18 protein-coding genes are annotated in these 21,320 nt (G+C 58.6%); 10 read left to right on the top strand and 8 right to left on the bottom strand.

Features of this window, described 5'->3' with window-relative positions; translation table 11 throughout:
• Positions 1–70: 70 nt before the first annotated feature.
• The 5 genes from HFO99_RS02240 to HFO99_RS02220 all read right to left on the bottom strand — a co-directional run bounded on the left by HFO99_RS02240 (position 71) and on the right by HFO99_RS02220 (position 5,724).
• A complete protein-coding gene (locus tag HFO99_RS02240; RefSeq protein ID WP_260688968.1) occupies positions 71–934 on the bottom strand; it encodes a carbohydrate ABC transporter permease in 864 nt (287 codons plus the stop codon).
• A gap of 19 nt (positions 935–953) precedes the next feature.
• Positions 954–1,841: a carbohydrate ABC transporter permease gene (locus HFO99_RS02235; protein WP_222030860.1), complete on the bottom strand. Its 888-nt coding sequence runs from the start codon at positions 1,839–1,841 to the stop codon at positions 954–956.
• Between the two features lie 166 nt (positions 1,842–2,007).
• On the bottom strand, positions 2,008–3,555 hold the full coding sequence (glpD, locus tag HFO99_RS02230; protein ID WP_222358918.1) for a glycerol-3-phosphate dehydrogenase: 1,548 nt from the start codon (positions 3,553–3,555) through the stop codon (positions 2,008–2,010).
• Positions 3,552–4,364 (bottom strand): HAD-IIB family hydrolase, encoded by an 813-nt coding sequence (locus tag HFO99_RS02225; RefSeq protein WP_222358916.1) that lies wholly within the window; start codon positions 4,362–4,364, stop codon positions 3,552–3,554. The genes glpD and HFO99_RS02225 overlap by 4 nt, the downstream gene beginning before the upstream one ends.
• Before the next feature lie 4 nt (positions 4,365–4,368).
• Complete coding sequence (locus HFO99_RS02220) at positions 4,369–5,724, bottom strand: sn-glycerol-1-phosphate dehydrogenase (protein WP_222358914.1); 1,356 nt, start codon at positions 5,722–5,724, stop codon at positions 4,369–4,371.
• 135 nt (positions 5,725–5,859) lie between these two features.
• Between HFO99_RS02220 and HFO99_RS02215 the strand changes: the two genes are divergently transcribed.
• Together HFO99_RS02215 and HFO99_RS02210 are read left to right on the top strand one after the other, a co-directional pair.
• The gene (locus HFO99_RS02215; protein ID WP_222030865.1) at positions 5,860–6,816 is read left to right on the top strand and encodes a sugar-binding transcriptional regulator; all 957 of its coding nucleotides are present in this window, start codon (positions 5,860–5,862) and stop codon (positions 6,814–6,816) included.
• A 104-nt stretch (positions 6,817–6,920) separates the two neighbouring features.
• The gene (locus HFO99_RS02210) at positions 6,921–8,408 is read left to right on the top strand and encodes a xylulokinase (RefSeq protein WP_222358912.1); all 1,488 of its coding nucleotides are present in this window, start codon (positions 6,921–6,923) and stop codon (positions 8,406–8,408) included.
• Between the two features lie 144 nt (positions 8,409–8,552).
• Here the strand turns inward: HFO99_RS02210 and HFO99_RS02205 are convergent, their stop codons facing one another.
• Positions 8,553–8,876 carry an antibiotic biosynthesis monooxygenase family protein gene (locus tag HFO99_RS02205; RefSeq protein WP_222358910.1) on the bottom strand — a complete coding sequence of 108 codons (324 nt, stop codon included), beginning with the start codon at positions 8,874–8,876 and terminating at the stop codon, positions 8,553–8,555.
• A gap of 164 nt (positions 8,877–9,040) precedes the next feature.
• Positions 9,041–10,576 carry a sensor histidine kinase gene (locus tag HFO99_RS02200; protein WP_222332153.1) on the bottom strand — a complete coding sequence of 512 codons (1,536 nt, stop codon included), beginning with the start codon at positions 10,574–10,576 and terminating at the stop codon, positions 9,041–9,043.
• 368 nt (positions 10,577–10,944) lie between these two features.
• On the opposite strand from HFO99_RS02200, the gene HFO99_RS02195 reads away from it, so the two are divergent.
• Both HFO99_RS02195 and HFO99_RS02190 read left to right on the top strand, forming a co-directional pair.
• Complete coding sequence (locus tag HFO99_RS02195; protein WP_222358908.1) at positions 10,945–12,759, top strand: putative bifunctional diguanylate cyclase/phosphodiesterase; 1,815 nt, start codon at positions 10,945–10,947, stop codon at positions 12,757–12,759.
• An 84-nt stretch (positions 12,760–12,843) separates the two neighbouring features.
• Positions 12,844–13,803: an HD-GYP domain-containing protein gene (locus HFO99_RS02190; protein ID WP_222310577.1), complete on the top strand. Its 960-nt coding sequence runs from the start codon at positions 12,844–12,846 to the stop codon at positions 13,801–13,803.
• Between the two features lie 235 nt (positions 13,804–14,038).
• Here HFO99_RS02190 and HFO99_RS02185 read toward each other — a convergent pair whose 3' ends face one another.
• A complete protein-coding gene (locus HFO99_RS02185) occupies positions 14,039–14,905 on the bottom strand; it encodes a helix-turn-helix domain-containing protein (protein ID WP_222358906.1) in 867 nt (288 codons plus the stop codon).
• A gap of 99 nt (positions 14,906–15,004) precedes the next feature.
• Between HFO99_RS02185 and HFO99_RS02180 the strand changes: the two genes are divergently transcribed.
• From HFO99_RS02180 to HFO99_RS02155, 6 genes are all read left to right on the top strand, one after another.
• Positions 15,005–16,321, top strand: a complete 1,317-nt coding sequence (locus HFO99_RS02180) for an alpha-glucosidase/alpha-galactosidase (protein ID WP_222358904.1) — start codon at positions 15,005–15,007, stop codon at positions 16,319–16,321.
• Positions 16,322–16,509: 188 nt separating this feature from the next.
• On the top strand, positions 16,510–17,304 hold the full coding sequence (locus tag HFO99_RS02175; protein ID WP_222358902.1) for a DeoR/GlpR family DNA-binding transcription regulator: 795 nt from the start codon (positions 16,510–16,512) through the stop codon (positions 17,302–17,304).
• Positions 17,301–18,260, top strand: coding sequence for an N-acetylglucosamine kinase (locus tag HFO99_RS02170; protein ID WP_222358900.1), 960 nt, complete (start codon positions 17,301–17,303; stop codon positions 18,258–18,260). Before HFO99_RS02175 ends, HFO99_RS02170 begins: the two co-directional genes overlap by 4 nt.
• A 30-nt stretch (positions 18,261–18,290) precedes the next feature.
• Positions 18,291–19,547: an ABC transporter substrate-binding protein gene (locus tag HFO99_RS02165; RefSeq protein ID WP_222358898.1), complete on the top strand. Its 1,257-nt coding sequence runs from the start codon at positions 18,291–18,293 to the stop codon at positions 19,545–19,547.
• A complete protein-coding gene (locus tag HFO99_RS02160) occupies positions 19,544–20,461 on the top strand; it encodes a carbohydrate ABC transporter permease (RefSeq protein ID WP_222358896.1) in 918 nt (305 codons plus the stop codon). The genes HFO99_RS02165 and HFO99_RS02160 overlap by 4 nt, the downstream gene beginning before the upstream one ends.
• Positions 20,462–20,484: 23 nt before the next feature.
• On the top strand, positions 20,485–21,318 hold the full coding sequence (locus HFO99_RS02155) for a carbohydrate ABC transporter permease (RefSeq protein WP_222359245.1): 834 nt from the start codon (positions 20,485–20,487) through the stop codon (positions 21,316–21,318).
• Positions 21,319–21,320 lie beyond the last annotated feature (2 nt).

Genomic DNA, 21,320 nt, shown 5'->3' with positions numbered 1-21,320 from the left:
CTTCTCCTCCTCTAAATCGGCCGACGGGATCGCCGTCCGGATGCTCCAGATGCGCCGCTGGCGCATCCTCCTATTGCTTCAGCGAACCCATCGTCAGGCCACGAACCAGATGGCGCTGCACGAGCAGGACGACGATGAAGGCGGGAACGATGGCTGCCGCTCCCAGGGCAGCCATGTTGCCCCAGGCCGTGCCGATGGACGTGACGAATGTCGAGGACACGACGGGGACAGTCTTGATGCCGGTCTGCGTCAATGTCAGTGCGAACAGAAACTCCGTCCAACTGAAGATGAAGCAGAGTACGGCGGATGCGGCGATGCCCCCCTTGGCCATCGGTAGGACGATGCGCCGGAAAATCGTCCAGCGGGACGCGCCGTCGAGCAACGCGCTTTCATCGATCTCAGCGGGAATGTCGTCGAAGAAGCTCTTCAGCAGCAATACGGCCAACGGCAGGTTCATCAGTCCATGCACGAGGATCAGGCCCAGATAGGTATCGAGCAGGTTCAGCTGCTTGAAAATGAAGAACATCGGAATGGCGACGGCAACCGGCGGCATCATGCGGGTCGACAGAACCCAATTGACGAACTCGTGCCGCCCACGGAATTGCATGCGCGACAGGCAATAGGCGGCCAGCGTCGCAACCACGATCGCAAGTACGGTCGACATCGAGGCGACGACGATCGAGTCCCAAAGGCGAGGCGCCATATAGAAATTGCCGCCACCCGGATTGACCGTCTCCTGCGTGCCGAAACCGAACCCAAGCGAGATGCCGAAAACCTGCTCGAAATTTCTGACCGTCGGCTCGAACTCGAAGAATTTCGGCGGCCACGAGAATATGTCCTTGGCGTTGCGGAAAGCGACCGACGTCCAAAAGAAGATCGGGAAGAAAAAGAAGGAAACGACGAGCCAGCCGGCGAGCGTTCTGAAAATGCGCATGGATTTGCTTTGCGGCATTTTACCACCTCACCTTGAAGGCCCGGATGAAGAGATTGGCGAGGATCATCACGATCGCCAGGCTGACGAGGCTCAGAGTTGCGCCATACCCCCATTTCAGGAAGCTGAAGGTCTGCTGCCAAGCGTAAAGACTGAGGCTGTAGGTCGATGTGCCCGGCCCGCCGGAGGTCATGACGAAGACGTAGTCGAAGACGCGGAACAGATCGATGCCGCGCAACAGGACCGCGACTGCGATGACACGCGACATCATCGGCAGCGTCAGGCGCCGGAACATTTGCAGCGAAGAGGCACCGTCGATCATCGCCGCCTCGTAGGGCTCGGGCGGCAGCGACCGCAGCCCGGCCATGAAGATCAGCACCATGAAGGGCGTCCATTGCCAGATCTCGGCCACCAGCACGCCCGCGAGCGCCAGTGAGGATGTGGCAAGGATTGGCGTTGCCTTGTCCAGCAGGCCCAGCATGTTAAGAAAATAGGTGAGCACGCCGAATTGCGGATCTTCCATCAACAGGAACATCATGCCGGCGATGGCCGGCGGTATCACTAGCGTCATCGACAAGACGGCACGTAATGCGCCAAATCCGGGCAGTTCCGCATCCAGCAACAGGGCGACCGCCATGCCCAGCACGATCTCGCAGACAAGTGCGATGGTGAAATAGACGAAGGTCACGCCGAGCGCGCCCCAGAAGCGCGTATCGTGCCAAAGCTGCACCCAGTTGGCGAAACCTACAAAGACAAGTGCACGCTTGCGCGGCATGAACTCGTGAAAACTCAGCCAGATATTGTAGATTAGTGGGTAGATCGTAAAAACGACCAGCAGACTGACCAGCGGCAGAAGCCACGGCCAAGGCGAATCCGAGATCGCTATACGCTTTACCTGTGTGACGGACATTCGTACTCCTCCCTGGAGCGGGCGATGGCGTTGACGCCTCGCTCCGGCGCTTTGACCTTCTCCCGATCCGGCCCGGCGCTCCTCTGCCTGTCCGGATCATTCTCCACCCTGTTGCTCTTCGTCGCCGGCGAACCCGGCTCATCCATGCGTCTGGGCGCCGATGCAGCTATCCCACTCTGGCGATCCCGTTCTCTTCATTTTCTTGGGCGGCGCGCTCCCGTGCCATCCATGTGTCCAGTTCGGATATCTCTTCCATACTCATGCGAATTCCGGCCTTTGTCCGCCGAAACACCACGTCTTCGGCGGCCCGTGCATATTCGTGCCGTATGAGGAAGCGAACTTCAGCTTCGCTGAGATCGGGGCCGAAGCTGCGCCCAAGATCAGACATGCTGCGCGCACCGGCCAGGATTTTGCGTGCATCGACGCCATAATGCCGGACAAGCCGCCGGGCGGCGCGTGTACTGAGAAACGGGTATTCCTTGCCCAGATCATGCGCGAGCCGATCGGCGGCGCCCGCTTCAAAATTGCCGCCTGGTAGGGGTGTCCGTCCGGTCCATCCCGCACCGATCATCCACTGCGGAAAATGAGCCGACAGTTTACGCAGCGCGTCCTCCGCAAGGCAGCGATATGTGGTGATTTTCCCGCCAAAGACGCAAAGAAGAGGGGCCTCGCCGGTCGCTGCATCGATTGTCAGCACATAGTCGCGCGTGGTTTCCTGCGCGTTGGCGGCGCCATCATCGTAGAGAGGCCGAACGCCGGCATAGGTCCAGACAATATCGGTCGGTGTTACGGACCGCTTGAAATATGACGATGCCGCCTCGCAAAGATACGCAGTCTCGCTTGCCGAGATCGATGCTTTTTCCGGCTGGTCCTTGTAGTCGACGTCTGTCGTGCCGATCAGCGTGAAATCGTCCTCATAGGGTATGGCAAAGACAATGCGCCCATCGGAGTTCTGGAAAATATAGCATCGGTCGTGCTCGTAGAGGCGCGGCACAATGATATGCGATCCCTTGACCAGCCGGATTTGTCCCGCAGCTTTGCGATCGCTCACTGTTGCCAGCACCTGATCGACCCACGGACCGGCAGCATTGACCAATGCACGCGCACGGATGGTCTGACGTCTTCCTGTTTCCACCTCTTCAATGGTGACGTGCCAGAAACCGTTTTCACGCACGGCGCCGGTGCATCGCACATGGGTGCGGATGTGTGCACCATGGGCTTCGGCATCCCGGGCGTTCAACACCACGAGGCGGTTGTCCTGCACCCAGCAGTCGGAATATTCGAACCCGACCGTGGACACGTCCCGAAGCGGTTCGCCGGCAGGATCGCGTAACAATCTCAGCGTCTTCGTGCCCGGCAGTGTCTGCCGCCCCCCAAGGTGGTCGTAGATGAAGAGACCGAGCCGAAGCATCCACGCCGGACGCAGTCCCTTGCGATGCGGCAAAACGAACCGTAACGGCCAGATGATATGCGGCGCGATCCGCCAGAGAATTTCCCTTTCGCGCAGTGCATGGCGCACGAGCTTGAATTCGTAGTGCTCCAGATAACGCAAACCACCATGGATCAGTTTGGTCGACGCCGACGACGTGCCGGAACCGAGATCCGATTTTTCGCAGAGAAATACGCTCAACCCGCGCCCGGCCGCATCGCGGGCAATACCCGCCCCGTTGATGCCGCCGCCGATAACGGCTAGATCGTATACCCGGGCGGTCATGCGACGGCTCTTTCTCTGCGCGCAGCGAGAATGTGATTGGCGACCTCGACGAAGCCATGTCCGCCTTCAGCGCGGGTCACATAGGTTGGCTCAGCCTCAATGCGCCCCCGGAACTGAACGACGTTTGCCACACCGCAGGCATTCGGAAAGAAACGGAACATCGGCGCGTCGTTGGGGCTGTCGCCAACGAAGACGATCTTGTCTTTATCCACATCGATATCCAACCCGAGCACATCGGACGCAAACCGCCGTGTCATGGTCAGCTTGTCATAGGTGCCATACCAGCCGTTGACGTGAATGGAGGACACCTTGGCGACCGCGCCTTCTTCTTCGAAAATCCGCTTGATGCGCTCCACCTCGCCGGTCGGCAATGGCGGCACGTCCTCGCAGAAGTCGATGGCAAGATCTGCCTCGCGATAGTGCTGGTCGGCTGAAATGGCGGCGCCAGGGACCTCAGTGAGAATGCGCGCTCGCACAATTTCCAGCTTTTTTCGGTCATTGGCGCGCTGGCCATCATTCATCGCAAACACACGGCGCATCCGCCGGCTGTCCTGATGATAGGAGAAGTAGAATGCGCCGTTTTCGCCGACGACACCCGAGACCGGCCACATTCGCGCGATCATGTCGCACCAGCCTGCCGGACGGCCAGTGATCGGCGCCACCGCGATGCCCGCAACAAGCAGCCTCTCGAGTGCTTCATAGGCGCATGCGGGCAGACGACCGTCATTGGTCAGCGTATCATCTATATCGGCAAACAGGGTGGTGATCCTGCTTGCAGCGTCTGCCGGCATATCGGAAATCGCGCGCATGGCCTCAGGTCTCCTCGCTCGCGAAATCCTCGAGGAGGCCGGCGTCTGCGGCAACATCGAGGAAGGAGTACCGATTGCGCATCTCGCGCGAGTGAACAACCGCCTCCCGGTAAAAGTCGACGGGCAGGCCCAGCTCCCGTGCTGTCGTCGGACCGCCTGCCGTTTTCAGCAACCGGGTCATTTCGTCGACCGGAACGACGAAGCTTTTCAATTCTTCCCGCAGCACCGGCCAGAGATCGACGATTTTTTCATTCAGCGCGCCGATTGCCTTGTCATCGAAAATCTTCGGCTGGATCTCGTCGAAACACTGCGTGGCAATGCTTGGCCCCATGCGGCGGACCATGCCATCGAAGCTGATCTTCGTTGCGTTCATTCTTGGGGCTGTCGCGCTGTCCAGATAGTGGCGCTGCAATCGGCCCATTGTCAGCACGCCGACACCCACCTGCTGCCCATGCAGCGTCCCGGGGTGCCTGTCCCCCGCAAAGCAGTCGATGTAATGCGAAATCTGGTGCTCGCCCATCGAGCCATGGTTGGACATGCCGGTGAAGGAGACGCCAAGGCCGCATTCGGTCAGCACCCGGTAGAGATAGCCATGGGCGCCAATATCACCGCTGCCGATCCCGGCGGCATTCCGGTTGAGCGCGATCTCGTCCTCGGCCTGAATGATATAGGGCGCATCGGAGTAGACGGTTCCGAACAACCGGTGCGACAGCCACCAGTCCACTTGGGCGACGGAGCGCACCAGGCAGTCGGCGAATCCGGCAGCCGAGAGGTAGGTCGGCGCGGCCGCCGACACCGAGAGATCGACGAAAAACCCCGCCGGCGCGTGGGATGGCAGCGAGACTTTTAACCCGCTGTCCAGGGTGATCGAGGCTGTGGTGGATGTATACCCGTTCATCGATGCCGCGGTGGCGAAGACACAATACCGGCGGCCATCAAGTCCCGTCACATATTTGACAAGGTCGTTGATCGTACCGGAACCGACCGCCACGACGCCTTCAGCACCTTTCAACTTTTCGGTCAGGAGCGCGATCGTTGCCATGTCGGCATGCGGATGATCGAGAAGGATCGACTTGACTGGGCCGAGCTTTTCCAACGCGCGGGCAACCCGCGCACCCATTGCATCCCAAGTCGCCTTATCGGCAACGACGGTAAAGGTCTCGCCCAGACCCAGGCTTGAAACAAGCTCCGCTTCTCGCCCTTCAAGGCTCTCGGCGATAACGATGGATTCATACGGCACGACAGCGCATTTTCCAGTCGCCGGGTACGTCCACCGGCCTGCCACGATGTCATCAATAAGCGCGGTCCAGCCGCCCTTGGGAGCGCTTGTCGCGCCACCCCGGTTCTTTGCCGTTTCCATTCTGCAATCCGTTTGCTATGCGATGAATACAAGTGACAGCATGCGGTGACATTTGTCAACACATAAGACAACGCACGTTGACATTTGTCATGGGATGCCGTCAGATATGCCAGGACAAAAAATTCGAGGAATCATATGTTGGATGCGGGCGCCCCCCTGCCCATGGAATTCGACGACGCCGTCACCTGGGCTGCATGGCTCTACTACGCCGATGAGATGACCCAGAGCGAAATTGCCAAGACGCTACGCGTATCGCGTGCGACCATCGTCAACTATCTTCAAGAGGCGCGCGACCGGGGTATCGTCTCGATCCGCATCAACACGAATGCGAGTGGGCGTACACGGGTCGCACGGGGCCTGGTAGAGAAATTCGGCTTGGGCGGCGCGCTGGTGATCCCGCACGCCGAGGATCGCGACCTGGTTTCTCGCCTGGGCGATGCCGGTGCGCGCGTCCTCGCCGAGCAGATCGTGGCGGGTGACGTGATCGGTGTTGCATGGGGACGCACCGTCTTGTCGGTCGCGGACAAGATTTCGCTGCCAGAAGCTGTGCACGATCTCACGGTTGTCCAGGTCTCGGGAAGTTCGACCGGCGAACCGGATTTTTCACCCGAACTCTGCACGTCGCTGCTGTCGAGCAGGATCGGCGCGCGCTGCGTCAACCTTCTTGCACCGGCGGTTCTTTCGACCAAGGAACTGCGAACGATGCTGCTCGACGAACCGGTCCTGAAGAAGCAGTTCGATCTGATCCACTCCACCAACCGTATCCTTTTTGGTGTCGGCGACGTCGGTGCGAAAAGCACGGTTAGGGCGTCAGGCATCGCAAGCCAGGCGGAAATCGACAAATATGTCGAGGATGGCGCGGTAGCAGTCATTATCGGCCGCTTCATCGATGCGCACGGCCGGGCTGTCGGCGGAGATCACGACGAGCGCATGGTGGGCATTGCGCTCGAGGAATTGAAGCAGACACCAAACAGGATCTGCGTGGCCGGCGGATCCCGAAAGATCGAAGCGATCACCGCAACCCTCGAGGGCGGCTATGCCACACATTTCGTCACCGACTTGGCTACGGGAGAGGCCTTGCTGGCGGTTTGACACGCAAGACCGGCGGCCGATGAGGGCGCCGGTTGCGGAGAATAGAACAGACCGGATGCGGCGTGCCGCTCGATAGTCGGTCAGCGGAAGGAGGAGCCGCTTTGATGCACCGGAACGAACGCTATGTCATCGGCATCGATTCATCGACGCAATCGGTCAAGGCTATTGCCTGGACGCGCGAGGGCGAACCTCGATTCGAGGGGCGTGCGCCTCATACACTCTCAAACCCGGATGCCTATAGGTCCGAACAGGACCCCGATGAATGGTGGAGTGCGGCGACGATAGCCCTCAAGGCTGTAACCGATGTGATCGATCCCGACCGCATTGATGGCGTGGCGATCTCAAACCAGCGAGAAACCATGGCTTTGCTGGGGGCCGATCGACGTCCGCTTGCGCCCGCAACGATCTGGCTCGACCGTCGCGCCCGTGACATGACCACCGTTCTCTCTGACGAAATAGGCGCGGAGACACTACATTCGATTTCCGGCAAGCCGGTGGATGTCATCCCTTGCATCTATCGTCTGCGCTGGTTGCGCGCCCACCAACCGGACCTGCTCGACAAAGCCGCCTATATCCTCTCCGTACACGACTACCTGGTCATGCGGCTGAGCGGGCAACCCCAGGCAACATGGACCAGCGCCGATCCGTTCGGCATTTTCGACATCGTCACCAAGACTTGGTCGCGCAAGCTCCTCGATCACCTGAAAATCAGCGAGGACAAGCTTCCACCGCTGAACCCACCCGCGTCCCGGATAGGCGTGATTTCGCAGGAGGCCGCCATTGCGACGGGCCTCGGAGCGGGAACACCGATTTACGCCGCCGGTGGGGACGGCCATTGTGCGGGCCTGGGAGTTGGCGCAATCGAACCGGGAACTGTCTATCTCAATCTCGGAACGGCCGTGGTTGGAGGAGTCTGGTCTGCCACTCCCGAACTCAGTTCCTATTGGCGAACGCTGGTGTCCCCGACCGGTCAAGGCTACATGCTGGAAAGCGTGCAGCGCAGCGGCGCCTTTTTCGTCAACTGGCTGCTCGATAATTTTGCCGGCGGACGGGCCGATCCCACGGTGTTCCAACGGCTCGAAACCGAAGCAATGCGGCTGCCGGTCGGCTCCCACGGGCTGACGGTCTGCCCTTATCTGGTGGGCTGCATGGATCCGCATTGGGATGGAAACGCACACGCGACCTTTACCGGTCTTGGGTCGGACCACGGCATGGCACATCTCTACCGCGCGTCCCTGGAGGCCATCACCCTGGAATTCACCCGCGCCCTCGAACAGATGCAGGCAAAGGGCCTGGCAACGAATCGCATCTTCGTGATCGGAGGCGGCGCCTCAAGCAAGCTTTGGCGCAAGATGGTGGCGGACGCGACCGGCCTTCCCGTTCACCGAAGCCTGTCGAACGAGGCCTCCGCGCTTGGCGCAGGTATGTCGGCAGCCGTCGGAGCCGGATGGTTTGGAACCTTCCAGGATGCGGCCAGCGCCATGTCCAGAACAACCGAGGCGATAGCCCCCGACCTCGCCGCCCATGGCGATTGGTCCGGCCTCTCCAAACGTCAGGCCCGCGTCTACCTTAACAACTGTGACAAACTTTAATAAGCTATTCGATGAAGCTATCGAGTCTGCGAGGTGGCATATACCTTACGAAGGAAGCGACTCTCCTTATTGAGACGAATACCGGCACCGTTCACCGCTGCGGAGCAGGGCGTCAGGCGATAGAGCTCTGGCAACTACGAACTCTCAACGGAGCCTGGGCGGGACCACTATCTTGTGTATCTGGATACGCTCGGGAAGTTCGCAAAGTAGTTCTGCGTCTCGCTTCAGATGATGAACCTGCCGTGGATCGCCTTTCGTAAATGCCGTCATCGATTCCATGTCGGCCCAGTAGGAGATCGTCGTGAACCATGTTTCATCCTTTCGATCTTCGCGCAGCAATTGGACGTCGAGTGCCGTCTTTAGCAGTGGTGGAATTCCCTCCGCGCGATTGTAGGCTTCGTATTCATCGGCAAATTCCGGCTTCGTGCGACCACGCCAGATACGGGCTATGGTTGGAACTTTCGTCATGTTTTGCTCCCAGTGACATCTGAACGAAGCAAGCCGACGGCGAGGAACAATCCCGCACGAGCGGCGGCCATCTGGAAAATGTGTCGCCCCAAGCCCAATGAAAAGGGCCCGACGCGGCGGGATAAACGAAGGCTCGCTTTGGGCAGGGAGGTGGCTTCTCTCGCTCAATCCGTAAGTTTGAGTGTCGCCGTAAACTGCGTCCCTTCCAGGCGATTGTATCTCGCCTCGCCATGCAGTTGATTGACGAAGGCCTTAATCAGCCGCGTCCCCATCCCGGCGCTGTCTGATCGGCCATCAAATCCAATCCCGTCATCCGCGACGGTAAGCAGAGAATCCTCTCTTTCAGTCGCGTGCAGCATGACGCGAATGTTTCCCGATGCCCGGCCGTCGAACGCGTATTTCATGCTGTTGGCAATCAACTCGTTGAGCAGGAGGGCAAACGGCGTTGCCTTGTCGGCTGCAATCACGATGTCGTCGATTTCAAAGTCGACGGAAACGGCGCGACCATGGACGTCGACGAGCGTCCTGACGAATGATGGAATGAAATCTCGAGCAGATATTCCGCTAAACTGATCGAAGCCGTACATCTGCTCGTGAACTGCGGACATTGCAGAAATGCGCTCATTTAATTTTTGAACGGCCTCCGGCTCGAAACCCTGCAAACGCAACAGGGCCATCACCGTCTGCAGGTTGTTCTTGACGCGATGGTGTATCTCGCGCATGAGCGTTTCATTCGACCGCAACGCATCCGCAAGCTGCCTAGTGTGCAATGTGTCCACTTTGATGAGGTTCTGAATCCACATTGCAGCTGCTAAAGCGCCGACAAGGGCGAAAGCGACCAACAAAGCCGCGATCTTGGCATCTTCCCAAAAGGGCTGCATGATCACATGGATATCTGCCGAAGCAATGGCCACAAAAGGGGTGCGTTCGAGGATTCGGTATCCGACCAGGCGGTCTTCATGGTCGACTGGCGACACGGAGCGATATGTGCCTGATGTCGCCTTCCTCATATAGTCGGTAAACAGCTTGTGGTTTCGCATATCGACTGGTCCGGCGGGTTCCGGGTATCGGGCGATAAGTTGTCCGTCGCGTCTTATGAGGCTGACAATCGAGTTCTCGCCTATCGCGACCGCGTCCCATATTGGCCTTAGGATGGTCGCGTCGAAGGCAATCACGGCGACGCCGGCGAACACGCCATTTCGTTCGAGCCTGCGGCTGAAGACGAATATCTGCCGCTGGGAAAGGCGGCTGATGATCAGCGGCGATGTATATTCGTCAGCACCGTTTCTCAGCCGAACGAAGTAGTCGCGATCCGTAACGTCGACCGGCCGGAGATCGCGGTCATTTGAATAGAGCGTTTCTCCATCGGCCCCGATGACATAGGCAGTCGCCTGAGGAGGAAGGTCGTAGACGGCAGCGTCGAGATCGCGCACGCGGTCCGGGCCCGGCAAAGACGTACTCGGCCCCAGGGCATCATCAATTCGGTGCAGGGTCTCCCGGGCAAGGGAATTCAACCAATTCGCGTTCGCTGCAACGATTTTGGAAGCGGCGCTGACACGCTCATCGCCCCGGCGAACAGCTGTCTCGTAGCTGGATATGAGCCAGAGCGACAAGAGGGTGGTCAGTGACAGAAACATCAGCGCGATGATCGCGAGCGATGCTTTTCCCACGGAGCCAACGTATTTATCGCCACCGATCATCTTTTAGGCCAATTTCCATTTGTGCGGCGACGGCCAGATGGGGACATTGCAACGCATTTAGAACCATATCCGATAAGCTGATTTCTGACTCTCGAAAATTATGCCGTGCTCACCGACTCGGCGCCCTCAAGAGCGCGACTGAGGATTGTATTTGATAATCGTCTTTAGAGAATGAGCGTGACATCGGTCAATCTCACTCCGTCCGAGCAGGAGGTCAGAATGGTGGAGAAAACTTTCGCACGCGAAGCTCGGCACGACAGGTCCCGAACTGATCATTCGGCGTCTATTCGATCAAAATCTAATCAACGGCGTAACCTGATTTGAAAGTCGGTTTGGTAGGCATGGGTTTCCTTCCGGGAAGTGACGTTATGATCCTTGAGTTGCAGAATGCCATTCTGGAAATGATTGCCAAAGGGGAACCGCTGGCAGCAACGATCGAGCAACTTTGCCTAAAGGTTGAGGCCGCCGTTCCTGGGATCGTCGCTTCGGTGCTGAGGTTCGACGGAAGTCGTCTTCACACACTCGCTGGACCTTCACTTCCGCCTGACTACTCAGCGGCTGTCGACAATCTTGAAGCCGGTCCTCTTGCGGGCTCCTGTGGCGCTGCTGCCTACTTCGGAGAAGCGGTCGTTGTCACCGATATCGAGACCGATCCTCGCTGGCAGGATTTCAAGTTCCTGGTACTTCCGCTGGGGTTGCGGGCTTGCTGGTCCAGCCCAATCAAGAGCGGCGACCGGGTGATCGGCACCTTCGCCTTCTACTATCGAGACCACCGCGGTCCAAAGGCCGTCGAGCGGGACCTCGTCGACGCTTGTGCCCATCTCTGCACAATCGCCATCGATCGCGAAGAGCGAGTGATGGAACGCCAGCGGCTGACATACAGCGACGCTATGACGGGCCTGTCGAATCGCGCTCGTTTCAACCTGCTTCTCGCCGAAAAGCTGCCTCGATCCCCGCGCCCCTGGGGCATCTTGCTCGTTGACATCGACAACTTGAAACTCGTGAACGACACGTTCGGGCACGCAGCCGGCGACGCATTGATCCAAGTGGTCGCAGACCGGATTTGCGCGACAGCAGGCGCCCAAAACACCTTTAGGCTCGGCGGAGATGAGTTTGCTGTCATCGTGTCGGACGACAAAGACCTTGATCTGAAAGCGAGAGCGACCGACATCCTCACAGCACTGTCTTCTCCTTCACCGTGCGACGGCCATGTCGTCTTTCCCGCCGCGACGATTGGCGGCGCGTTGGCAGAGACGGAAACAAACCCTGACCAGATCCGCCAGAACGCCGATGTGGCGCTCTATCATGCGAAAGAATACAACCGCGGTCGGTACGTGCAACACTATCCCGGCCTCGGCACCGCCCTGACCAGACGCTTCAGGGCGGTTCGCGATGTGGGCGTCGCCCTGGAGGACGATCGCATCGACGCGCATTACCAGCCGATCTTGCGCCTGGATACGCGCGAAATTGTCGGTTTCGAAGCCTTGTGTCGAATGACCACGCCTTCCGGCGAAATCATAGCCGCAGCGCATTTCCATGAGGCGACGAAAGACGCGCATATTGCTGCTGAGCTGACCCAACGGATGTTGCTGAGGGTTGCCAGCGACATCCGCAGCTGGCTGGCCCGAGGCCTTCCTCTCCAGCATGTCGGCATCAACCTGTCCGCCGCAGATTTTCGTGGCGGTAATCTGCAAGACAGGTTGTGCCGAATTTTCGGGGAAGCGGAGGTTCCTCTCAAGCACATCATCCTCGAAGTGACGGAATCGGTTTATCTCGGACAACGGGACTATGTCGTCGCGGACGAGATAAAGGCTCTTCGGTCCAAGGGCTTGCGAGTTGCTCTCGACGACTTCGGCACGGGTTACGCGTCTTTGACCCACCTGCTGACGGTGCCGGTCGACATCATCAAGATCGACAAGTCCTTCATCGACCGCATGGTGCCGGGCGACGCTGGGACTTTCATTGTCGAGGGCCTGATCGGAATAGCTCACAAGCTGGGAATCCGGGTCGTCGCAGAAGGGATTGAAACAGAGCCCCAAGCTGTTCAACTGAGCCAACTCGGCTGCAAGCTCGGACAGGGCTATCTGTTTTCGAAAGCAGTCGATCGAACGGTTGCCACAGCCATTTTGGAGCAGCACGGACAACGGCTCAACCAAGACAAGACCCGTGCCGGAGCCCTATAGCTTGAGCCAGGTTTTCGCGCTCGGGCCAGCCCCGGATACCTGAGACAACGCTTGAGTACCAAGATTATTTTGAACGGATCAGAAATGCGAAAACGGATACATGTCAGCCAATTGCGGGTCGGAATGTATGTTGAGGATGTCGAAATTGAGGGAGAAGACAGGACACGTCGGTTCAAGCCGTTCCTGATCTCGGCCGCCGGTCAGCTCGAAAGTTTGATGGCAAGCCGCCTGATGACGGTCGTGATCGATGTTGGAAAGGGCGCGGATGTCGATCCGGGCGGGGCACAGGACATCGACCGGGCTGCGTTTGACGCCCAGCTCCGTGCCGTGTTTTCGGCAGAGGATATCAAGCAGGCGAGAGAATGCGTCGAGGATACAAGACCGCAGATCCGTCAAATGCTTGCCCATGCCAGGATCAAAGCCTCTTTCGCCAGTGATGCGGCAAGCGCAGCTGTGGAGCGGATCATGTCGGCAGCCTTCGACAACGCCGGCGCGCTGATCGCAGTCGCGAAGCTGAAGGAAAAGGATGAGTTGACGTTCCTCCACTCGCTGGCGGTTAGCGCATTGATGATCACCCTAGGGCGCAGCCTCGGTCATGGAGAAGAGGATGTGCGGGTATTGGGGCTGGGTGGGCTGGTTCACGATCTTGGAAAAATGGCGCTCCCGGAAGAAATTTTGACGAAACCCGGTAAGCTGACGGCCGAGGAAATGGATCTAGTCCGCAGGCATCCCCAGCGGGGATATGAGCTGGTTTCTTGTGTCGCTAATATCCCGGAGCCGGTGCTCGACATTTGTCGCTACCACCACGAAAAGTTCGATGGCTCTGGCTATCCTGGTCGGCTCGCCGGAAAGAAGATCCCTTACGTCGCCCGGCTTGCGGCGATTTGTGACGTTTACGAAGCGCTGACCACAATCAGGCCGTATAAGCGCGCCTTCTCACAAGCGGAGGCGATCAACATGATGATGAATTCGCCCGGCCATTTCGATAGCCAGCTTCTTTCCGCATTCGTGTCGAAAATGGTAATCAGCGGCACGCTCCACTAAAGCGCGTCGCAATCTTTCAGATTCGCTCCTCGCGCTTTAGGTCTTTGTTTTTACGCATGTCGTTAGCGCAGAACCGCTACATACTCTTGCGCGACATGCTTTAGAGCCATCATTTGCCGGGTGGCGCGTCGTAGCGGCTAAACGTCAATTGCAACTCCGCTCTCGATCGGCGGCCATTTCGGCAGCGGAGGCCAGGGTCACAAGAACGATCTCTATTTCGTCGGTTTGAATCCCATCAGGGCGCTGGAGCGTTCTTGGAGTTCACCGCTTCCCGGAAATGACGGGGGGTCGTACCCGTTCGCTCCTTGAAAATCTCGTAAAAGCGACTGCTGGAACCAAACCCGCAGTCAAAACCGATCTGGTGGACCGGATCGTCCGTGTCCGTCAGTAGCTGCATCGCGCGGGCAATCCGATGTCGGGCCAGGCATTCGTTGACTGATATTCCCAGAACCTTTCGGAAGGCGCTGTTGGCGGTGCTTGGATGCATTCCCGCAAGCTTGGCGAGATCGGCTACGCTTACCGGATCTGCGTAGCGGGAATTGATGAGGTCGATCAGCAGCTCGACGTGTCGCACCGCGTGGCCGGCCAACGATGTCGAAGAGACATGGGTTGGCGAATTGTCGCTTTCAGCATTGTCCAGGATCAGACGTCGTATTAGCAGTCGTGCTTCCTCCACGACCAGTTTCCGTCTTGCCGCACTGCCGCACTGCCATTCCTTTTCCCATCTTTGGAGGGTCAAAGCATCCATCGCTTCCTGATTTCCCTGCGACAGAAATCTCCCCTGCATGATCGACTGCCTTGCCTTTCTGTCCACCGGCAGACCCAGAAAATCGACAAGGGGAAGGTAGAGGCATACGAGCGGCACGTTTTCGGCAACAGCGATCGTCTGATGCGGAATTGCGGCCCAGAATAAAACCAGGCGGCCGGCCTCCACCTGTTCCTGCCTTCCATTAAAAAGGTAGGTCATCCGGCCTTCCATGAGCAGGTTTAATTCAACGTGGTCGTGCCAATGCGGAGCGGCCATCGCATCAGCGATGTGACGCTCGATCAGGAACTCCCCTCGGGATCCAATCCATTCGCCGCGGCTTTGGGTATGGTTCATGCGCGCAAGACTCGAATTCCGGAATTAATAGGCCAATGTCGGGAAGAAATTCTGACCTAGGAGGAGCAATAAGCAATCACAACCGATAGGGAGATTGCAATGCCGAAGATTTGCCTGGTAGGCGCTGGTAGCACCGTTTTTGCACAGAACATTCTGGGAGACGTCCTGTCTTCGCAGAGAGGCGGCGACTACGTCATCAGCCTCTTCGATATCGATCCAGAGCGACTGAAGACGTCAGAGATCGTCGCTCGCCGGATCTGCGACGCGCTTAAGCTTTCAAACGTCAGGATCGACGCCACGCTCGACCGGCGGGAAGCGCTGCGCGGTTCCGATTTCGTGATCCTCATGATGCAGGTCGGCGGCTACAAGCCGGCGACCGTCACGGACTTCGACATTCCAAAAAAATATGGCTTGCGTCAGACAATCGCCGACACCCTTGGCATCGGCGGCATTTTCCGCGGTTTGCGGACGATACCAGTCCTTGAGGCGATCTGCCGAGACATGCAGGAGGTTTGCCCGCGGGCTCTTCTGATGCAGTACGTCAACCCGATGGCCATCAACTGCTGGGCGATCAAGGATCTGGCCCCGGAAATCCGCACCGTCGGCTTGTGTCATAGCGTGCAGCACACAGCCGGGCATCTCGCGCAATGCCTCGGCGAGGACATTGCCGACGTGAACTATGTTTCGGCCGGGGTCAATCACGTCGCCTTCTTCCTGAAATATGAAAAAGTTCACAGCGACGGACGGCGGGAAGACCTCTATCCGAGACTGAACGCGCTCGCCGCCGGCGGCCGCGTTCCGCCGGACGATCGGGTGCGCTTCGATGTGCTCAAGCGGCTCGGCCACTTCGTCACTGAATCCAGCGAGCATTTCTCCGAGTATACCTCCTGGTACATCAAGGAGGGACGAGGGGACCTGGTCGATCAGCTCAATATCCCGTTGGACGAATACATCCGGCGCTGCGAGGTGCAGATCAAAGAGTGGCATGCCCTGCGCAAGGAACTGGAAGGCGACGAGCCGATCGAGGTGTGCCGCAGCAACGAATATGCGGCCGGCATCATCCATGCCGCAGTCACTGGCAACCCGGCGCTGATATACGGCAACGTCCCAAACAACGGCTTGATCGAGAATTTGCCCGATGAATGCATCGTGGAAGTACCTTGCCATGTCGACAGAAATGGAATTCAGCCGGTCCGGGTCGGTCGGATCCCCTCTCAGCTTTCTGCCGTCATGAACCTGAGCGTTTCTGTTCAGCAGCTGACGGTCGAGGCAGCTCTTACAAAAAACCGCGAGCGCATCTACCAAGCCGCTCTGCTCGATCCGCATACGTCTGCGGAATTGTCACCGGATCAAGTCTGGAATCTTGTCGATGACCTGATCGATGCGCACGGCGATTTGCTGCCGAGATATCAGTGAGATCCCGCGGGTAAGCCAGCCACAGGACATGGAAGTTCATTCGTTTTAGGGCGCCGTGATTTCACGGCGCGTCTTTTTTCGTTCGAGCCTCACCCAACAAATCATAAAACGTCAGAAAATTGATTGACACTGATTACTTGAAGTGAAAATGTGATCGAAATTGGGGTAGGTCGTGAGGGAGATTTTCGTTGAGCCAAGCAGTTGGAGTAAAGGTCGATCGGCTGGATGCCATTCGCAGCCACCTTTATGCGAACGGCTTTTCGACCATCCAGGCTCTTGCCGATGCGATCGGGGCATCGCTTGCCACGGTTCGTAGAGACTTGCAGATCCTTGAGCAGGAGGGGGCCATTGATCGCGTGCATGGCGGAGCGCGCATTGCCGAAGGATCATCGGTTGAGGTTGCGTTTCAGGAGCGGGAAAAGCGCCATCTATCGGCCAAGCGGGCGATTGCCACCGCGGCCTACGACCTGCTTCATCCGCATACGGCAATCTTTCTCGACGCGGGAACCACCGTCCTGCAGCTTGCGCGCCTCGTTCGCATCAACCCCATGCCGCTCAGAATATTCACCAACGGCCTGACGGTAGCGCAGGAATTCCTGAATATTCCGACTTTGGAAGTAGTGCTTCTCGGCGGTCAGCTGCGCAGCGAGAATGCGTCGCTTGTCGGACCCCAGGCGGAGGCAATGCTGGAAACATTATGGTTCGACCAGCTCTTTCTTGGCGCCAGCGCCATCAGCTCCGACGGTGCGATCTACAGCGTGGACAGTGCGGAAGCAAACCTCAACCGGCGCATGCTGGCTCGGTCGGCCCATCGTTTCGTCCTGGCCGATTCATCGAAATTCGGAACAACGGCGACCTACAAGGTCGCGCCGCTGGACACCGCGAAAGTCATTACCGATTCCGGGCTTTCGCGGCACTGGCGCGACGAGCTTGTCAACTTCGGCATCGACGCAACAATCGCGGATCTGAGGGTAAAAGAGTGAGCGACGCGCTGATCCTCGGCATCGACGGTGGCGGAAGCAAGGTGCTGGTTGCGCTTGCGGACAAGCGTGGCAGGATATTGCGGCGTTCCCGCGGCCATGGCGTCAATCCCATGGACAATGCGAATTGGCTCCAGGAGCTGGAGCAGCATCTCCTTCCCTTTCGCGATGAAGGAAATCTGGCGGCCGTCGCCGCAGCGCTGCCCGCCTACGACGAGGTTGAGCGCCTCTCGGCTCTACAGCGCGATGCGATCGAGCGCATGTTCCCAAACGTCCACCCGCGCGTCCTCAACGACGTCGACGCGGCGCACCTTGGTGCTTTTGCTGGCGAGCCGGGTATCCTCATTCTTTCCGGCACCGGTTCAATGGCATGGGCGCGTAATTCCAAAGGCCAGTCGGCGCGCACCGGCGGCTGGGGAGATCTCATCGGTGACGAAGGCAGCAGTCATTGGATCGGGCAGAGGGCGCTCAATCTCGTCAGCCAAAGCCTGGACGGGCGTGCTCCCGCAACAGCTCTCGCAAAGGCCTTGTTTGACCACCTTGGCATCGACCCGAGCAATCCCATGAATGGGCTCGGTGATTGGGCCAGCTCCCTGGCGAACCCACGGGCGGACATTGCAGCAATTTCGGCCCTCGTCGATCAGGTTGCACTTGGCGGCGACAGAGGGGCGATCGGGTTGATCGAGCAGGCCGCCGATGAACTGGCGAAGCATCATGCGGCAATTGCCGGCCATTGTGATCCGGATGCCGACTGGACCCATGCTGGCGGTACTTTTTCAAGCCGGCTTCTTTTGAAGGCGATTGAACGGCGAATTGGCAGGCCTCCGGCTTTGCCGAAACTTCCCCCGATTGGCGGCGCGCTCCTGGCTGCCGCCCAACTTCTCGACTGGCCGTTAGACGACGGCTGGTTCGGGCAAATCGTGGCCACGGCCGAAGGCGGTGACTGCGCATCCCAGTAATTGAGCTCAAGAATAATGAAGGATGGGAACATGCATAAATTGATCTTGCCTCTACTTGCATCGGCGGCCCTGGCAATCGCCATGCCCGCTCTGGGCCAGGACGCCAAGCCGCTTGCCGGTCAGTCGATCACGGTGCTCATGCCATCGCCGCAGGGACCGAACATCGCCTCTGACTTCGAGGCCGAAACCGGCATTCACGTCGATCTGCAGACCCTGTCGTGGGACGACATCCGCCCGAAGCTGGTGACAGCCTTGGTTGCCGGTACAGCGCCAGCGGATGTGACCGAATTCGATTGGTCCTGGACCGGTCAGTTCAGCGCGGCCGGTTGGTATATGCCGCTCAACGACGTGATCGACGCCGATACGGTGAAAGATATCGGCGTTGCCAAGATCTTCACGGTTGACGGCAAATTATTGGGAATTCCCTACACCAACGACTTCCGGGTGATGCTCGTCAACAAGAAGCATTTCGCGGATGCAGGCATCACCGAGATGCCGAAAACATTGGACGCCCTGGTCGCTGCAGCCAAGAAGATCAAGGAAAAGGGTATTGTCGAGTATCCGGTCGGCCTGCCGGTTTCAGCGACCGAAGGCGCGTCAACGAGTTGGTACCTGCTGACCAAGGCCTTCGGTGGCGAACTCTTCGACAAGGACTTCAATCCGCTCTTCACCTCGCCGGATTCGGCTGGTTACAAGGCGCTTGCTTTCGAGTTGATGCTCCTCAAGGAAGGGCTGGTCGATCCGGCGTCTACCGGCCTGAAGGACAGCCAAATCAATGAGAGCATGTTCGGGCAGGGCATCACCAGCATCATGATCTCCGGCGAGCCTGGTCGTCTTGGCCAGATGAACGATCCCAAGCAGTCGAAAGTCGCCGGCCAGGTAGAGGCGATCCTCGTGCCGACGGCAAGCGGCGAAACGCGCAGTTTCGGCCTTCCGGAAGCGCTGGCTATTCCAAACGTCTCTCCCAACAAGGAGGCGGCGATTGCCTTCGTCAAATGGTTTACCAGCAAGGACTTCCAGAAGAAGAATGCCGTGAACGGCTTCCTGCCGACACGCACGTCGGCGCTTTCCGAACTCAACGAGTCCGGAAAGCTGAACAGCGGCGACGCTTTGGTGGCGCAGTCGAAGACGGTTGAGCCGCTGTTCCCGCAGGGCACGCCGCCTTGGTACCCGCAATTTTCCAGCGGCGTAAACACAGCGATCAATAGCGCTGCCAAGGGAGAGATGAGCGTCGACCAGGCGATGCAGGCCATCGCTTCCGCCGCCAAGCAGGCGATGGCGCAATGACCGCTTTGGCGTCCGAAGGGGCCACGAGCAAGCGTGGGGTCGGCTTCAACGCCGACGCCACACTCGGCTTGCTGTTGGTGTCGCCCATCGTTCTCACGATGGCAGCTTTGGTCTTCTACCCGATGGGAAGAACCGTCTGGGACAGCCTGCACAGGGTCAACCCCATGCAGGCCGGCACGCCATTCGTCGGTCTTGAGAACTACAGCCGAATGCTGTCGGATGGCCAGCTCGCGACGACCTGGAGCAACACGCTCATGTACGTTGTTCTGGCTGTCACCGCCGAAACCGTGTTCGGCGTTCTTGCAGCCGCTCTCATCAATCAGATCAAGGTCGGGCGGCAGTGGGTTCTCGCAGCGGTGATCTTGCCCTGGGCTCTGCCCGGCGTTGTGAACTCGGTCATTTGGCTTTGGATTTATCAACCGGGCGCGGGTCTGTTGAACGGCATTCTTTCGGCACTCGGGCTCCCCTTCGAAAATCACGTCTGGTTCAACGATCGCACCAGCGCCATCGTCGCCGTAACGGTGGTCCACGTCTGGCGCATGATGCCTTTGACGATCGTTATCGTCCTTGCCGCTATGCAGAGCATCCCTGCTCATCTCTATGAGGCTGCGCGGATTGATGGGGCCACGCGCATTCAGATGTTCGGATGGGTAACCCTGCCGCTGGTTCGCAGTGCGATCGCTGTCGCCATGACCAACGCAACCGTGAACGCTTTCAATCTCTTCGACGAGGCCTGGGTTCTGGCGGGTGCCAGCGTCGAGACCCGACCGGTGCTCGTCCAGATCTACCTCGAAACCTTCCAGAATCTCCGCTTCTCGTATGGCATGGCGCTATCGGTGGTGATCACTCTCGTGTCTCTGCTGATTTCGCTGGTCTACGTCCTTCGTGTCTATCGCAACACACGGTTCGACTGATGAGATCCACTATTGCCTATAGAATGATGATTTGGACCGGTGTCGTCGTCCTGTTGATCTGGTCTCTGGGGCCGATCTACTGGACCATCGCGAGTTCGGTTACGCCAAGCGAAGACTTTTCGACCCGACCGATCAACTTCTTTCCGCAGCACTTTACGCTCGATCACTACTCGCGGCTGCTCGGCATCAATATCGCCCGGATCGGGGGTGTGGAGGTGTTCAAACAGTTCCGTGCCGCATTGCTCAATAGCGTGGTGACATCGATCGCTGCTACGCTGCTTTGCGTCGCGATATCCTCTCTTGGGGCTTACGCGTTCACCAGGCTGCAGTTTCCCGGCCGCAAAGCGCTTTTTGTCGCTGTCGTCGCGACCCTCGCCATTCCTGCCTACGCTGTCTTGATCCCGCTCTATCAGATCATGATCAAGCTTCATCTCGTCGATACCTATCTGGGTGTTTCGCTGATCTACGTCTCGGCCTTCCTGCCCCTGTCGCTCTGGCTGTTGCGGAGCGTGTTCGAAGCTCTTCCGATCGCACTGGAGGAAGCGGCCCAACTCGACGGAGCCGGCCGGCTCTACATCTTCTTCTACATCGTCCTGCCGTTGGCCGGACCGGGTCTGACGGCAGCGTCAATCCTTACGTTTCTGGGTGCCTGGGGACAGTATCTCGTACCGCTCATTTTTTCACCGCAGGCGACGAAGCCGCTAACGGTTCTGATTCCGGAATTCGTAACGAAGAACTTCATCGACTACGGCCTGATCACAGCGAGCGGCTCGATCGCCATCGTCATCCCCGCCCTCGTCGTCATTTTCCTCAACCGTTACCTCGTCAGCGGCCTGTTGGCTGGTTCAGTCAAATAATC

Origin of the sequence: Rhizobium leguminosarum (assembly GCF_019798305.1) — a bacterium.
In the GTDB taxonomy this organism is placed as follows: domain Bacteria; phylum Pseudomonadota; class Alphaproteobacteria; order Rhizobiales; family Rhizobiaceae; genus Rhizobium; species Rhizobium leguminosarum_U.
This window is presented reverse-complemented; position numbering and strand designations above follow the sequence as displayed.